This is a genomic window from Rickettsia argasii T170-B (assembly GCF_000965185.1).
Taxonomy (GTDB): Bacteria; Pseudomonadota; Alphaproteobacteria; order Rickettsiales; family Rickettsiaceae; genus Rickettsia; species Rickettsia rickettsii.
Genome location: NZ_LAOQ01000005.1, coordinates 1 through 16,070, shown reverse-complemented (window position 1 = coordinate 16,070; position 16,070 = coordinate 1). Strand labels below are relative to the sequence as shown.

The following is a 16,070-nucleotide window of genomic DNA, read 5'->3' as shown; positions in this document are numbered from 1 at the left end:
TCATATAGAATACATATGACAAATCTTAATATATATAAAAAATGTGCAGAAAAAGACCTAAACGATTACCTTGGTTATATAAAAGACAACCCTAGTGTCTCGCTAAATGATTTTATCAAAAATAAATATTTCGCTGAAGATAATGATAAAATTATCATTACTAGTTTAGAAAATATGGAAATTAACGCAGATTTAGCCAATGCTAATTTCCAAGGTACAATACTAACAGATGCCGTATTTAATAATTGTGACTTAACAAATACCATATTATGTGATTCAGATTTAACAAATGTAAAATTTAATGATTGTACATTTATCGGTACCGACTTTAGAGGAGCAAATCTTCATTATACAGATTTTAATTATAAAGATTATGATTATGATAACTATAAAATCCCCAATCTCAAAGATAAAATACTAGATATAAAACTATCTTTTTCAGATCTTGAAAGATTAAATCAATATATAGATAAAGATTTAGAAAAAGAACATATCAAAGAAATAGTTATAGATGAAGCTACGAAGACAAAGAAATATATTTTGGCTGGAGAAGACGAAAAAACTTTATGGGAAATCAAATCAAAAGAGCTAAAGACTAAGCAAGAAGAGTTAGAAACTCTAAAGCAAAATTTAGATAATCCTGGGATTGCTACCAATCTTTTAAATGCTTTTTGGAATAGTGCAGAAACTATTGCTAGAAACCGACAAAACGAACTAGAAAAAATCAACAAGTTACAGCATGAAGTAAACAAATTAGAAACTGAAGTATATGCTTTAGATAATCTTAGAATGTTCTGCGGTAAGGGTTTAGATGGTATTTTTGAGCAGTTAAAAGACGAAGAAATACAAATAAAACTAGACCCATCATATATTATAGGCTCGACTGCCAAAGAACGAGATATACCGAAAGAATATATAAAATTAACTTCTGCCGAATTTGATCTATATTTAGCTGAAGCAGCAAAACAATCCAATACAAAATTATCTCTTACCGAATTTGTTAGAAAGCAAAAAAATCTTTCAGAAGATTTAAATATAGTTCCTGATCTTTCAGCGATTAATTTATCAGGTAAAACTCTTACTAATCTTAACCTGAAGAATACATTATTTGCTTCAGCCAACTTAGAGAATATCAAAATCTCAAATTGTAATTTAGATTTTACTAATTTTGAAGGAGCTAATTTACAAAATGCCGTTTTTCAAAATGTTACGGCTCGTAACGCAGGATTTCTTTTTGCTGATCTTAAAAAGAGCAAAATTGAAAATAGTGATATGTCGAGAGCTTACATGCCTAAAGTAGATTTAGCTGAAGTAGAGGTAACAAATAGCAAATTTAATGCGGTTATGATGGTTAATGCCGATGCCGAAAAGTTAATTATTAAAGATTCAGAATGGAAAAATTCTAATCTTACCGGTATATCGCTTGCCTATGCAGATATGCAAAGAGTTCAAATGCAGGGGGTAGTTTTAAATAATGCACTTCTAGATCAAGCAAATATCGTTTCTACTGATCTTGAAAATGTTTTTATGAATAAAACACATGCATTAGAAGCAAAATTTAAAGAGCAATGTAACATGCAAGGCATAACTGCAAGAAATGCCTATTTTAGCGATGCTGAATTTGAAAATATACTATCTTTAAAAGAAGCGGACTTAAGAGAAGCTATAATGCAGCGTGTTAAACTTAAGAACGCTGATTTAACAAAAGCACAGCTTGATAAAGCAAATCTTGAATATGCTGATCTTACAAACGCTACGCTTACTAATGCAACTGCACAATTTGCTAAGTTAAGTAATGCTACTTTAGAAAAAGCAGAAGCCGAAGGATTAAATATTTCGGATGCTATTGCTAAAAATATTAATGCTAAGGAAGCTAACTTTAAAAATGCAATTATGAAACGTGCCGATCTTACTAAAGCCAATTTCACTAAAGCAGTGTTGGAAAATGCCGATATGCAAGCAGTGGAAGCAGCCGAGGCTATATTTAAAGAAGCAAATCTAAAACAAGCGAATCTAAAAGCAGCAAATCTAGCTGGAATTAATAAAGAAGGAGCAGATTTTGATAAAGCAAAAATCAACGATGCTACAAAGATGCATGATACTAAAGGTGAGACTAAAGGGAATTTAGATCATCAAGATAAAGACGGTAAAAAAACATCTGTCAATGTTAACGAACATGCTAAATTACAAGATAAAATTCATACAAGAGAGAAAAGCGGTTGGTTTCTGAAAACCGGAGTAGGACAGCTTTGTACAAAACTTGCTAAAAGTACTATATCAGGAATTAGCCGCGTAACAAATTTTTTAGCAAGTAAAAAATTTTTAGTAGGATTTGCCGTAGTATCGGGTCTTGCAGTAACAGCTGCACCTTTCGTAGCAATGCCTGTGTTATTGGTCACCGGCACGGCCCTTACTACTAAAGCTGTCATTCTAGGAGCAGGTATTTTGGCCGGAGGGCTAGTTGCTACCGGAACTTATAAACTCACTCAAAAACCTTTACACAATCTTCAGAAGTCATTTGAAAACTTAACTAGTAGTATAGATAAATATATCTCACCGCCTCCTAAAAATATTGATGAATTAGTAATAGAAAAACAACAAGCAAGACAAAAAGCTGAGACAGAAAAATCTAAAGAAAGGGAAGAAAATTTAAATAATGTAAATAATAATATTGATAAAGCTAAAGAACAAGATCTTTTAAAACAAGCAACGCCAAAAGTAGAAATAAAAGAAAAGCAAGATAAAACTGTAGAAAAACAACAAGCAACATCTAATACATTCGCAGTAAAATTTAAGCCTAACACTAAAGGCAAAGGATTTGCCACAAAAATAAAAGACGAAAAAAAATCACGCTCAATAAAAGAAGTATATAACTAAATAAGTGTTAAAAATAATATCCGGTAAATATAGAAACCACATTATACCTACCGCTAAAAATATCAAATATCGACCTTCCACCGGTAAGCTCAAAGAGGCAATATTTAGTATATTAACCTCCGGTGAGTTTACCGGTAATAAATTATTTAACGAAAATACTCACATTCTTGATTTATTTGCCGGTAGCGGTAGCCTTGCTTTTGAGAGCCTATCAAGAGGAGCAGGTTTTGCTACCTTAATTGATATTGATACATCCTCATTAAAAATAGCAGAAGGATTTGCTAAATCTCTAAACATTGAAAATAATGTTAATTTCGTTAATATTAATGCTTTAAATCTACCAAAAGCTACTAGACATCTTTTTAAACCAGCTTATAGAGAGGGATCTAAAGGAGACACGGAACGCAGCACCACAGCGTACACACTAGTACGTGAGGATGCGAGTACTGGATCGACGTCTAAATTACCTCTAGAAGCGAAGTTTGGGAAAATATATAATAAATCATTTGATCTTGTCTTTATAGACCCCCCTTATCATAAAAATATAGTGCCTAAAGTAATGAAACTGCTGATAAAAAATAATTGGCTCAAAGACGGTGCTATTATAGTTATTGAGATGGCTAAAACAGATGATTATGTTTTAGATGAAAATATTGAAATTATACGTGAAAAACTATATGGTAAGAGTAAGCTGTTGGTTTTGAGCTTTACCGTCATTCCCGCAAAAGCGGGAATCCAGTAAAACATATAAAATATAAAAACAAGTTTTTATATTTTATTTTATTAATAGTATGTAATTTTGTACCTGTATTGCGTAACAAGACATTAAAAAACAAACATGACCAAAAAACATTACATATGTTCTAACTGTGGAAATATTAGTCCTAAATGGTCAGGGCAGTGCTTTGATTGCGGTGTATGGGGTAGTATTGTCGAAGAGATAGTCAGTACAAATCAAGCAATTGTTAAAGTCGGTAGCAAGCAAGACTTCGATAAGCTTTCAGGGCATGTAACCGAGCAGTTACGCATCCTTACCCCTATAGGTGAATTAAATAGAGTACTAGGCGGCGGTTTAGTGCTTGGTTCTGCTATATTAATAGGAGGAGACCCTGGTATAGGCAAATCTACTTTGTTACTACAGCTAGCAGCAAGTAATTTTGCATCAAAGATGAATTGCTTATATATAACGGGCGAAGAATCGTTAGACCAAATAAAATTAAGGGCCATAAGGCTAAACCTAACTAACTATAATACCGATATTTTAGCAGCTACTAATTTGGAAGATATTATTGCGAGTATAGAAGCTAATAAAAATAATATTGATTTAATAGTGATTGATTCTATTCAAACAATTACCACACAAGAATTATCATCGCCTCCAGGCACTGTTTCGCAAATTCGTACATGTGCAAATGAGCTTGTTAATTATGCTAAGCAAAACAATATAATTATTTTATTAAGCTGTCACGTCACTAAAGACGGACAACTAGCAGGTCCTAAGATACTTGAACATTTAGTTGATACCGTGCTATATTTTGAGGGAGATCATAATAATCATTTCCGTATTTTACGCTCATATAAAAATCGTTTTGGCGGTGTGGGTGAAATAGGAGTATTTGAGATGAGCGGCAGCGGGCTTATTGAAGTAACAAATCCGTCTGAACTATTTTTAATGAAGCGAGAACAGAACGTTATAGGTACGTCTATTTTTGCAGGAATCGAAGGTTCAAGACCGTTACTTATGGAAGTACAAGCCCTTATAGTACCCTCAAATATGGTAACTCCTAGACGCTCTGCGGTGGGCTGGGATGCTAATAGGTTATCAATGATACTTGCCGTGCTTAGTAGTAGGATAGGACTTAATCTTGCTAATTATGAGGTATATTTAAGCATTGCGGGGGGACTTAAAATTGCCGATCCTGCTTCTGATTTAGCAGTAACAGCGAGCTTAATATCTGCTGCAACCGGCAAACCTGTACCCGAACATAGCGTCTTTTTCGGCGAAATAAGCTTATCGGGTGAAATAAGAAAAACCGCAAAAGCAGAAACAAGAATAAAAGAAGCCATAAAACTTGGATTTAATAAGATTATCTGCTCTAAATTTGAAAATTTAACGTATGACTTGATATCTTCCGTCTCACATTTAAAGGACCTAAAAGAGATAATTAAATGAGTATAGTTTATGAAATAAGAAATTTGGAAGAAGCACGTAATTTTTTATCTAGTGTAGAAGAGCAGCTGATATTAACAAATCATGCCTCTAGCATAAAATATTACGGTATACTAGCAATTGATTACATGTTTAAAACTCTAAGTAAAGAATTTCCGGAAAAAGTTTTAGATCTTACCGTAAATGTAGGAGAGGATCACGCTGCTTTATTTACTGCAATCAAACTAGGGTATAAGAATATATCATATACAGGGAATTCTGAGGAAGCTAGGGGGTTGTTGTACGGCTATCAAACCGTCATTACGAACGACTGAAAGGAACACGGCAATCCAGAAAATAATTAAAAAAATGCTAAAATTAGCATTTTTAACTGGGTTGCTTTGTCAATTACTCCGTAATTTTCCTCGCAATGACGAAAATTTAATAATAAAAATCATGAATATCAAAGATATAGGAGTAATAATTGCTAAAAAACCTTTGAAAGAAAATACATTTATTATTACGGTTTTTACTAAAAATCATGGTTTATATTCGGGAGTTGTAAAAGAATTTTCTAGAAAAAGTAAATTTATATATCAAGAAGGGAATATTATAGATTTTCTTTGGCAGGCAAGATTACATGAACATATTGGTATGGCTAAATGTGAACTCATTAAATCTTACACCGGTTATTTTATCACAAATAAAGCTAAATTATATGCCTTTAATTCTGTTATATCTTTAATCAAAGAGTTATTTCATGAAAGAGAAGAACATTCTAAATTTTTTTCATTTCTAATTAACTATTTAGATCATTTATCAAAGAATTTTTGTTTTCGTGATTATATTAATTTTGAGCTAGCTTTACTTGCCGAGACGGGTTATAAACTTGATCTTACCAAGTGCGGCGTGAGCCATGTTACAACTGATTTAATCTATGTATCACCTAAATCAGCTAGAGCATTATCATATGAAGTAGGAAAACCTTATAAAGATAAATTATTGATGTTACCAAGATTTTTACTTTCAGATAATAGTGAGATTACATTAGAAGAAAAACGGCAAGCTTTAGCTCTAACAAACTATTTTTTTAATAGATATTTATTTCATAATAATAGACAGGTTGAAGCACGCCAAACTTTCATTGAATATACTTTAAATAATTTTTAGAGACTATATTTTTACTTTTATTTTTCTTATTTTATTGATATACTTACTTAAGTAATTACTTAAATAAGTATGTAATATGACTAGACTAAGCATAGATATACCAAACAAATTACATCATTTCTTAAAGTTCACACTGCACATAAAAATATTAATAAATATTCTGCGTATAAAGAAATGTATAAAAAGCTTAATTTAATATGATTCTGCAAACCTCTACTATTTTATTCCATGTCATTCCTGCGAAAGCGGGAATCCAGTTGAGTAAAGCTTCTTAAAAGCTTTACTCAAGAAGAAAGTAATATAATAAAAAAATCTTTAAAATCAAGATTTTTTTTAGCCTGGATTCTGCTTTTACAGGAATGACATAAGGGCTTTTCAAAAATTCCCCGGTACACTATTTTATACATACCGGTACACATAGTGTAGTAATCTATGAAAATACTAGCATTTGACACAGCCAATAATACTGCATCGGTAGCAATATCCGAAAATGAGAATATCCTTGCATGTATAGAAGAATTATGTCCTTCTATGCAAGCAGAAAATCTAATGCCGATGATAGAAGACGTGATGAAATCAGCTAAATGTTCATATGATGATTTAGATTATTTAGCGGTAACTAACGGACCCGGTAGCTTTACTGGTATTAGAATAGGACTTGCTAGTGCTAAAGGTATATTATTTTCCAAGGAGAATATTACAGCAGTAGCGGTTAGCAATTTTGAATATGCTTATTTTAGAGCCATAACTCAAGTTAAAGATTATGATAAAATATATGTCTTTTTAAACGCTTATCGCTCACAGCTTTATATGCAAGTTTTTCATAAATCAGGACAAATAGAAGAGCCGTTGTTGATAGATTTCGAGTATGCTATCAAACTGCTTACAAATGAGAAAGGGAATATAGTTTGTTGCGGTAGCGGACTTGAATTTATATATCACCAAATTATGCATTTGCCGAATATAATAACCTTGCCACGTTTTGCACGAGTTAAAGCTTGGGTTACCTGTAGATATATTGCTAGTAGATTGTCGAGCGATGTAAAATTAAATAGCTCTATCGAGCCACTATACATACGCCCTCCTGATGCTAAAATCGCAATCAATTATGCCATTCCTAGTTAAAAATAGGAATCCATTTACTGGATCTCTATAATCAACGAAATGACATAAGAGCTTTATTATAAGTATACTACATCATCTTCATAATCAAAGACTCCAAAATAATTATAAGATAATTTCTCACCTGATAACTTCATAGTAAAATTACTATTAGAGTGTTCTACTTGATTGTCTGATACTTCTACTTCATCTTCATAATCAGAGAATCCGGAATCACTATCAGATACTGCACCTGATTCTTGCTTTACACACTTCTTGCCGTGTATTAAGGCTATTATTTGCCCAACTAATGATTTCGATAAATCATGATTACCCGAGTTAATAATATCAATGATTCTTACTAGACTTTCATCTGAGGCGTGCGAAATTATTGTTGCTAGCTTATTATTTGAAATATTACTCATGATTCTTACTAAATTTTTATTTGGAATAATATCAAAATTTTCTGCAAGTTTTTCTTCTCCTGCTAAAATAATTATATTTTCAAGCTGTTCATTAGAAATATCCTCATCTGATAATTTTTTTAGTTCCTGCTCGGTAAGCTTTTCTAAAGAAATGGTAGTATCTAAATATGTATTTAATTTATCTAATGGAATAAATTGTATTAATTTTTCAAAATGCTCCGGCAAAATATAATGAATTAATTTTTGTGCTTGTTCGTCGGAAATATTATCAATTAATTCTACCAATTTTTTATATGTTATACTTTCAAAAACTTCATCTAATGCATTTTCAGACGTGTTTAAAATTTCTTCTACTAACTCATTATCAGGAAGAGTTGCTAGTTGATCTAAGAGATTAAATGTTTCTTCAGTGTTATGATTTAAATAAGAAAAAACTTTATTACTCACAAAATTAAAAGTTTCAGCAACTTTAGAAGAAAGAATACTAGATGTATTTTTTATAATATTAAAACTCTTTACTCCGAAATCATAAACTGTTTTTAATGATGAACTAAATGTACTGAAAAAACCTTTACTTTGAGGTGTGTTAGTTACTTTTTCACTACCATCAAGCTTATTTAAAAGATCTGTAAATCTGATTTGAGAGATGCCTAGAGTATTAGTAGTTTGCTTTGGAGAAGTTATAAACTCAAATTCATCGTTAGCAAGATAGGAGGCTAGCTTTGGAGAGGTATTATGTGGGATTAAATTTTGTAACTTATTAAAAATTGATGTTATGGCCATAATTTTTCCTCATTTCTGATTATAATAATCAACATTGCATTATAATAGAAATTATGAGGAGGTCAAGATAAAGGATAATAATTATTAACTTTTTATTATATTTTACTTAAAATTGATTAATTTATCAAAAAGGGATATTCTACTAAATGTCATACCCACGAAAGCAGGGCGTTGTTACGTGGTTCTAACTTTTCATCATTGCGAAGAAATTACGAAGTAATTGACGAAGCAATCTCAGAAGTTTGTTATTATTTAATGAGATTGCCATGCAGTATACAACTACTCGCAATGACGATTTAGTAGTATCCATGCAACAACGCCGCAGTACTTGTATGATAATGTAGCCAATTTTTGAAGTTCAACGCGTATATTATAATTGTCTTTGTTCTTGAATTAGCTCAAAAACTTCAACTGTGTCTCCTTCTCTAATATCTTCGTAATTTTCAAATGCTATACCACACTCATATCCTTCTCTAACTTCTTTAACTTCATCTTTAACGCGTTTTAAAGTTTTGAGTTTTCCTTCATGAATGACTACATTATCACGTAATAAGCGTAGGCCCGCTCCTTTCTTAATAATCCCTTTAGTTACGTAGCTACCGGCGATTTTACCGACTTTGGTAATATTAAATATTTGTCTAATTTCTGCGCTTCCGATATACTGCTCTCTAACGATCGGATCAAGCATACCGCTCATAATGGCTTTTATATCATCAATTAAATGATATATTATACTATAATATCGAATATCGACTTTTTCTTTTTCTGCGGCAGTTAAGGCATTTGCCCCTGCTCTAACGTTAAAGCCGACAATAATAGCCGAAGAAACATGTGCAAGAGATACATCGGATTCCGTTATCGGACCTACACCGCTATGAAGTATACGAAGCTTTATCTCATCACTCGGTAATTTTAATAAGCTACCTGAAATAGCTTCAACCGACCCTTGAACATCACCTTTAATAATTAAAGGTAATTCCTTAATTTTACTATTACCGGAAGCTTTTAAAAACAAATCTTCTAAACTTGAACGCGGTGCAATAGATATTTTTTTTTCTTTAGCAAGACGCATTCTATATTCGGCTATATCTTTTGCTTGTTTCTCATTTTGTACTATGTTAAATTTATCGCCGGCAAAAGGCACTTCATTTAACCCCTGAATTTCTACAGGAACAGACGGAGTTGCTTCTACTATTTCTAGTCCCTTATCATTAGTCATCTTTTTAACTTTACCGTAAGCAGTACCAGCTATTATAATATCACTGTTTCTTAAAGTACCTCGCTGCACTAATATAGTGGTTAGTGTTCCTCTTCCTTGTGCAATTTTTGACTCGATTACAACACCGGCAGCTGAACCGAAAGGATTTGCCTTTAAATCCTGCATTTCTGCAATTAATAAAATTGCTTCTTCAAGTTTATCTAAGTTAATTTTCTTTAGTGCCGAGATAGGAATAATCATAACGTCACCACCTGCCTCTTCGCCGATAATTTCGTGGACATATAATTCGTTCTTTACACGCTCAATATCAATATCAGGCTTATCAATCTTATTAATAGCTACAATTATAGGCACACCTGCTGCTTTCGCATGATTAATTGCCTCAACCGTTTGCGTTTTGATTCCATCATCTGCTGCGACCACTATAATAACTATATCTGTTACTTTAGCACCTCTTGACCGCATTTCCGAAAAAGCTTCATGCCCCGGAGTATCAATAAAAGTAATTGCTCTACCGTCTGCAAGAGTTACTCTATAAGCCCCAATATGTTGTGTAATTCCGCCTAGCTCACCTGCAGCAATATCTGTAGACTTAAGAGCGTCAAGCAATGAGGTTTTACCATGATCGACATGACCCATTACCGTCACGACCGGAGCACGCGTTCTTAAATCCTCAACCTTATCATCACTAATTAAAACATTTTCAACATCTGACTCTTGGACTCTTTTTACCGTATGCCCTAAATTTGTTGCAACTAGTTCTGCCGTATCGGCATCTATTGTTTGGCTAGCATTTGCAAGAATACCGAGTTTCATTAATTCTTTAATTACATCAGCCACTCTTTCAGACATAGCATTTGCAAGATCTCCGACTCCGATAACTTCCGGGATCGTCACTTCTCTATATACTTTCTCAGGTGCTTGTGATACTAATTTACGCTTTTCTTTTTCTCTAGCTCTTTTTATAGAAGCAAGACTTCTAGTTCTACCGCTACCGCTTTCGTCGTCGCTAAGCATATTGAAAAGATCGGCTTTTTTGAATTTTTTTGGCTCTTCTAGCTTAATTTTTGGTGCTACTATTTTACTATCTGCTGTTTTATCTAATTCTTTCTCTGATTCTATACCGTAACGTGTTCGCATTCCTACTAAAGGAGACTTTACAAAAGTTTCTTCTTTCTTTTTAGGTATTTGTGACGGTATATCTTCATCATCTTGAACGATTTTAGCACTAACTTCTACTTTATTTTCTTCGATATTTTGCTGTTTTTGTTCAACTTCTTTATCAGTTTCTAGCGGTTCTATTTTTGAGTTAGCAGACTGGTTAATACTTGCAAGTTTACTTAAAGTGCTTATTTTTGAAGGGTCATTTAATTGAGATTGCTCAGCAGCTTTTTTCAGAATAGATAAACGTCTTTTAAATTCTTCCTTATTAGCATCAATAACAGTTTGATCTAAGCTATTCCTTTCTTTATTTAATGAAAGGGTAGTAGCACTACCGGTAGAGCTTTTTCTAACTTCTACTAGCGTTTTAGATTTAGCATTAACAAAGCTTTGAGCTCCTGTAAGAGAGTCAAAAGACTTATTAAGCGATAATTTTGAATTGCCAAGTGTCAACTTTTTGGGTTTGATTTCCTGGTTATCCGTCATATTTAAAACCTTTGTGTTTCTGTTTTTTCCGTCTACTACTTGATTATGTCATTCCTAGCTAAAAGCGGCGTTGCTCGCATGGCTCGTGTATGTCATTCCCGCGAAAGCGGGAATCCACTAAAATTTATAAAAAAACTTATTTTTATAGGTTTATTTTTCAAGGACGCCCTAATTACTAAGCTATTTATTCTGGATGCCTGCTTTCGCAGAAATGACCCTACATTCAACCCACTAACTATCCTTCAATTCACCATGCTGTCTAGCAGTTTTAATCAGCAATTTAATATTTTCGTCCGTTATATTAGAATTTGGAGCTAAATTTTTAAATTCATTTACGCTCATCTCTCCTAAATCTTCTATGGTCTTTATACCATATTCGGCAAATTGTAATATTAATTCAAGCGATAATTCTAATATATCTATTAATTCTTGCTCAACTCCTAGATCCTCTAGCTTTTTGATAATCTTTTCATTCTTAAGGTCGACGTAATTAATAGCTCGATTTTTAATCTCTACGGCAAGTTCTTCCTCAAAGCCTTCGATTCTTGTTAAAGTACTAATCTCACTACTAGCAATTTGTTCTACTGAATTAAATCCCGTTACCGATAAAAGCTGACCTATAACTTCTTCAACATCTAAAGCTTCCATAAATAATTCCGTAGAAGTTAAGAACTCTTCATTTCTTCTTTTTGATTCTTGCTCTTCGGTCATTATATCGATATTCCAACCTGTAAGCTGAGAAGCTAAACGAACATTCTGCCCTCTTCTACCTATTGCAATACTTTGATTTTCTTGCGAAACTACTACTTCTACCTTATGCCTATCCTCATCAATCAAAATTTTTGTGATTTCCCCAGGTGCAAGCGGTGCAAGAGCATTAACTATAAACTGTGCAAGATCATTACTCCATAATACTATATCAATTTTCTCTCCGTTTAATTCATTTGTTACGGCTTTTACTCTATTACCTCTAATACCTACGCATGAGCCTACGGGATCTATACTACTATCCGAAGCAAATACCGCTATTTTTGCTTTTGAACCAGGATCACGTGCTACTGATTTTATTTGAATAATAGATTCAAGAATTTCAGGCACTTCTAGCTTAAATAGTTTAACTAGCATCTGGTTATCTACTCTAGACAAGAAAATCTGCGGTCCTTTTGTTTCTTGCCTTACATCCTGTACATATGCTTTTATACGATCATTAGGTTTAAAATTCTCACCCTTAATTAATTGATCTTTTTTTATTATTGCTTCAGCACGACTCAAGTCAACTATTATATCACCGTATTCTATTCTCTTAACTATCCCATTTATAATTTCGCCTTTTCTATCTTTAAAGTCATGATATTGTTTTTCACGTTCAGCTTCTATAACACGTTGAATTATAACTTGTTTTGCAGCTTGAGCCGATACTCTAGCATGATCAATCGGCGGTAAATATTCATATATCTCATCACCGATTTTAGCTTCCGGATTCTTTATTAAAGCTTCTTCAAGTGAGATTTGCGTTAAGTAATCTTCTACATCTTCTACTATTTTTAAGATCCTTAAAAGATTTATCTCACCGGTTTTCCTATTTATCTGAGTTTTAATATTATATTCATTACCGTATTTTTTTCGTCCTGCTGCTTGTACCGCTTGTTCAACCGTTGCAATCAAAATTTCTTTTGATATTCCTTTCTCACGAGCTACAGAATCTATAATTTGTAAAATTTCTACATTACCTATATTAGACATACATTATCTCTTATTGCTTTAGCAATTTTTTAAATACTTCTTCAGTTAAAACTAGATTAGCATTTTTAATTAAATCATAATCAATTAGTACTTCTTGTTCTTCACATTTTAAATATATTTTATTATTTTCGGCTTTAATTATTTTACCCTGATAACGAGTTTTGCCGTTCAATAATTCTTTAAGTTTGATTTTAACTTCTCTTTCTAAAAATCTATTATAATTTTCAAACTTTACTAACGGACGTTCAAGACCGCTTGATGCTACCTCTAAAGAATATGCAGCTTCTATTAAATCTTCAACATCTAGAATAGCGGAGATAGTCCTACTTGCTTTAGTACAATCTTCCACAGATATTTTTTCGCCGTTTAAGCTATCAATCAATATCTCGACTACTTTAGGGTTAACACCTTTAAACTTAACAAGAACTAACTCAAACCCCATATCCGTCAAGGATTCTTCTATTACGTTTGTTATTTGTTGTTCAATAGTTTGCATATTTGATATTTATAACAAAAAAGGTGGGATAAACCCACCTATCTATAATTTTTATAATGCTTATCCGTAACGAAAATACACTAATTAGAATATATAAGCAATATTTAACTTTATATTTTTGTAAAACTACATATTCATAAAGGGGCAAATACTCGATAATCCCTCTGATCCGCTTAGAGATGGATCATAGTCTCCTCCTGATGAACAAAATGCTTTCCTACTATATTTAATATTTCCGTTACCAGCTTGTTACCCTCATCTACATTTGATATAAGCTCTTCAGCAACAGGTTGATATAACTCTGAAGGAATATTACGCCCTACATGTATACCAACAATTTTTGATACCGCCCTTTTAAATTTATGATCATTCTCTAATGCTTGATTGGATCACTTCTAAAAGATCTATTTCATCTGTTTCGCTATATGCACTCAAAACCTTTAGAATACTACTGCCGATAAGATTTAAAAAATTTTTCATTGCATTTGGCTGTATTCCTTTCTCAGGTTTTTCAGTATTAAAACTATTACTATTAAAAAATTCATTTACCACTGCTTCATATTTAGTTGCTAAATTTCCATAAAAATTTAAAGATTTAGTAATATCAAAATTCTTAAATAGCTCAGCAGTTTTTCTCATTTCTCTCACTATAGTTGTTCTAGACATGATTACTCCTTTTTAAATAATATAACCTTTACTATATAATATATAATATGCATTTAAAATACATATTATAGTAACTAGACTTATATAGACGTTTTTTTGTATATTCAAGGTAAAAATAAATAAAATTTTTATGCAGTTAACAAATTTTACCGACTACGGATTACGTAGCCTTATATATCTTGCTTCAAAACCGGAAAGAATTTGTAGTGTAAAAGAGATATCAGAGTACCATAATATTTCCCTTAATCATTTGATAAAAGTGATTCATAGATTAGCACAATTAGGATATATTAATAGTAGTAAAGGAAAAGGAGGAGGAATTAAGCTAGCATTTAGCCCTTCTTCCATGAAGTTGGGAGATATAATAGAAAAATTAGAACCTAATATGGATATAGTAGAATGTTTCAATAAAAATACTAATAGCTGCAGAATTACAAATTCATGCCAATTTAAACATTTTATTAAAGAAGCAAGTGAAGCATTTATAAAAACATTGAATAATTATACATTAGAAGATGCAATGATTACTAAAACAATTCAAATTAAGGATAAACTATAAAAAAATAACCGTTTTTCTTTTTCCGCATATTAAAAACTCTTGATTCCCCTTAGCTCCTAGTATTGGACTTGCTATTATACCGAATATTTTAAAATTATGCTCTTTCTCAAGCCAATCTTTGATTTTATCGCATACTTTTTGATGTAAGAGAGGATTTTTAATAACTCCTCCCTGCGCTACTTCATGCTTTTCAACCTCAAACTGCGGTTTTATTAAAGCAATAAGCATGCAATCTTCTTTAACTAAATTTAGTGCAGTCGGTAATATAGTAGTTAAACTAATAAAGCTGGCATCGCAAACAATTAAATCAGGCTTCGTTATTATTTGTTTATCGGTTAAATATCGTGCATTAGTCTTCTCAAGCACCTTAATGTGTGGATTGTCGCGTAATTTAGGATGAAGTTCGCCATAACCGACATCTATGGCAAAAATTAATTTTGCTTTACGCTCAAGTAACACTTCCGTAAAACCACCGGTGCTACTACCGATATCAATACAAACTAAATTTTCGGGATCAATTTTAAAATAATCCAAAGCGGCAATTAATTTTAATGCACCTCTTGAAACATAATTATGCTGCGGTAGCTTTACCTTAATGTCGGTGTCATTTATATTAACCTGTATCCCAGGCTTAATTAACTGCTCATGTAGAAGTCAAGATTTGATCTTACAGACACTATAAATTTTGTACTTGATTGTCAGTTAAGTTTTGACTGTCAGATATGTAATCAAGATACAAGATTTCATTATTCTTTTCAACAGCTAATTTCTTACTATCCTTAAAAGTTTGCATAGGAGTTTTTCCATAACAATATTTACCGGAATGAGGTCTTTCATTATTAAAATGCTCTAACCAAATATCAAGATCTAATTGTAGATCATCAAGATCTGTATAAATCTTTTTCCGCATTGCTGTATCAAAGAATTCTTGTTTCATGGTTTTATTAAAACGCTCACACATACCGTTTGTTTGTGGAGAATATGCCTTAGTTGTAGTATGTTCTATACCTTCTATGCTAAGAAATAACTCAAAAGCATGATGCTCTATATTCCCCTTATATTCTGACCCACGATCTGTCAGAATACGAAGTATTGGTATCCCTTGGCTCTCATACCATGGTAACACGCGATCATTAAGCATATCAGCAGCAGTAATAGCGGTCTTATCAGTATATAATTTTGCATCAGCTACTCTGCTGTAACTGTCAATAAATACCTGAGAATAAACTTTACCT

13 protein-coding genes and 1 pseudogene are annotated in these 16,070 nt (G+C 32.3%); 7 read left to right on the top strand and 7 right to left on the bottom strand.

Annotated features, from left to right (window positions below; translation table 11 throughout):
- Positions 1–15: 15 nt before the first annotated feature.
- The 6 genes from RAT170B_RS05855 to tsaB all read left to right on the top strand — a co-directional run bounded on the left by RAT170B_RS05855 (position 16) and on the right by tsaB (position 7,321).
- The gene (locus RAT170B_RS05855; protein ID WP_045805863.1) at positions 16–2,877 is read left to right on the top strand and encodes a pentapeptide repeat-containing protein; all 2,862 of its coding nucleotides are present in this window, start codon (positions 16–18) and stop codon (positions 2,875–2,877) included.
- A gap of 4 nt (positions 2,878–2,881) precedes the next feature.
- The gene (locus tag RAT170B_RS05850) at positions 2,882–3,619 is read left to right on the top strand and encodes an RsmD family RNA methyltransferase (RefSeq protein ID WP_014014455.1); all 738 of its coding nucleotides are present in this window, start codon (positions 2,882–2,884) and stop codon (positions 3,617–3,619) included.
- 96 nt (positions 3,620–3,715) lie between these two features.
- On the top strand, positions 3,716–5,050 hold the full coding sequence (gene radA, locus RAT170B_RS05845) for a DNA repair protein RadA (protein WP_045805862.1): 1,335 nt from the start codon (positions 3,716–3,718) through the stop codon (positions 5,048–5,050).
- Entirely contained in the window at positions 5,047–5,361 is a 315-nt protein-coding gene (locus RAT170B_RS05840; protein ID WP_014014457.1) for a hypothetical protein, read from the top strand. The genes radA and RAT170B_RS05840 overlap by 4 nt, the downstream gene beginning before the upstream one ends.
- Positions 5,362–5,482: 121 nt before the next feature.
- A complete protein-coding gene (gene recO / locus RAT170B_RS05835) occupies positions 5,483–6,196 on the top strand; it encodes a DNA repair protein RecO (protein ID WP_014120886.1) in 714 nt (237 codons plus the stop codon).
- 432 nt (positions 6,197–6,628) lie between these two features.
- The gene (gene tsaB / locus RAT170B_RS05830) at positions 6,629–7,321 is read left to right on the top strand and encodes a tRNA (adenosine(37)-N6)-threonylcarbamoyltransferase complex dimerization subunit type 1 TsaB (protein WP_045805861.1); all 693 of its coding nucleotides are present in this window, start codon (positions 6,629–6,631) and stop codon (positions 7,319–7,321) included.
- A 56-nt stretch (positions 7,322–7,377) separates the two neighbouring features.
- On the opposite strand, the gene RAT170B_RS05825 is transcribed toward tsaB, so the two are convergent.
- The 5 genes from RAT170B_RS05825 to RAT170B_RS11670 form a co-directional block, all read right to left on the bottom strand.
- On the bottom strand, positions 7,378–8,505 hold the full coding sequence (locus tag RAT170B_RS05825) for a hypothetical protein (RefSeq protein ID WP_045805860.1): 1,128 nt from the start codon (positions 8,503–8,505) through the stop codon (positions 7,378–7,380).
- A gap of 370 nt (positions 8,506–8,875) precedes the next feature.
- Positions 8,876–11,371: a translation initiation factor IF-2 gene (gene infB / locus RAT170B_RS05820; RefSeq protein WP_045805859.1), complete on the bottom strand. Its 2,496-nt coding sequence runs from the start codon at positions 11,369–11,371 to the stop codon at positions 8,876–8,878.
- Between the two features lie 231 nt (positions 11,372–11,602).
- Entirely contained in the window at positions 11,603–13,114 is a 1,512-nt protein-coding gene (gene nusA / locus RAT170B_RS05815; protein WP_045805858.1) for a transcription termination factor NusA, read from the bottom strand.
- A gap of 10 nt (positions 13,115–13,124) precedes the next feature.
- Complete coding sequence (rimP, locus tag RAT170B_RS05810; RefSeq protein ID WP_014014463.1) at positions 13,125–13,610, bottom strand: ribosome maturation factor RimP; 486 nt, start codon at positions 13,608–13,610, stop codon at positions 13,125–13,127.
- Positions 13,611–13,976: 366 nt separating this feature from the next.
- The gene (locus tag RAT170B_RS11670) at positions 13,977–14,276 is read right to left on the bottom strand and encodes a hypothetical protein (protein WP_014014465.1); all 300 of its coding nucleotides are present in this window, start codon (positions 14,274–14,276) and stop codon (positions 13,977–13,979) included.
- 130 nt (positions 14,277–14,406) lie between these two features.
- Between RAT170B_RS11670 and RAT170B_RS05800 the strand changes: the two genes are divergently transcribed.
- Positions 14,407–14,835, top strand: a complete 429-nt coding sequence (locus RAT170B_RS05800; RefSeq protein WP_045805857.1) for an Rrf2 family transcriptional regulator — start codon at positions 14,407–14,409, stop codon at positions 14,833–14,835.
- Here the strand turns inward: RAT170B_RS05800 and RAT170B_RS05795 are convergent.
- Both RAT170B_RS05795 and RAT170B_RS05790 read right to left on the bottom strand, forming a co-directional pair.
- Positions 14,830–15,483: pseudogene (locus tag RAT170B_RS05795) on the bottom strand (TlyA family RNA methyltransferase); the annotation flags it as partial. The gene RAT170B_RS05800 and the pseudogene RAT170B_RS05795 overlap by 6 nt on opposite strands.
- Before the next feature lie 28 nt (positions 15,484–15,511).
- On the bottom strand, positions 15,512–16,070 hold a 559-nt coding region (locus RAT170B_RS05790; protein ID WP_045805856.1), incomplete at its 5' end, for an integrase core domain-containing protein.

Coding starts and splice junctions, on each gene's coding strand:
- rimP (WP_014014463.1), bottom strand. CDS start 13,610: ATGCAAACTATTGAACAACAAATAACAAACGTAATAGAAGAATCCTTG.
- tsaB (WP_045805861.1), top strand. CDS start 6,629: ATGAAAATACTAGCATTTGACACAGCCAATAATACTGCATCGGTAGCA.
- nusA (WP_045805858.1), bottom strand. CDS start 13,114: ATGTCTAATATAGGTAATGTAGAAATTTTACAAATTATAGATTCTGTA.
- infB (WP_045805859.1), bottom strand. CDS start 11,371: ATGACGGATAACCAGGAAATCAAACCCAAAAAGTTGACACTTGGCAAT.
- RAT170B_RS05840 (WP_014014457.1), top strand. CDS start 5,047: ATGAGTATAGTTTATGAAATAAGAAATTTGGAAGAAGCACGTAATTTT.
- recO (WP_014120886.1), top strand. CDS start 5,483: ATGAATATCAAAGATATAGGAGTAATAATTGCTAAAAAACCTTTGAAA.
- RAT170B_RS05825 (WP_045805860.1), bottom strand. CDS start 8,505: ATGGCCATAACATCAATTTTTAATAAGTTACAAAATTTAATCCCACAT.
- RAT170B_RS05800 (WP_045805857.1), top strand. CDS start 14,407: ATGCAGTTAACAAATTTTACCGACTACGGATTACGTAGCCTTATATAT.
- RAT170B_RS11670 (WP_014014465.1), bottom strand. CDS start 14,276: ATGTCTAGAACAACTATAGTGAGAGAAATGAGAAAAACTGCTGAGCTA.
- RAT170B_RS05855 (WP_045805863.1), top strand. CDS start 16: ATGACAAATCTTAATATATATAAAAAATGTGCAGAAAAAGACCTAAAC.
- radA (WP_045805862.1), top strand. CDS start 3,716: ATGACCAAAAAACATTACATATGTTCTAACTGTGGAAATATTAGTCCT.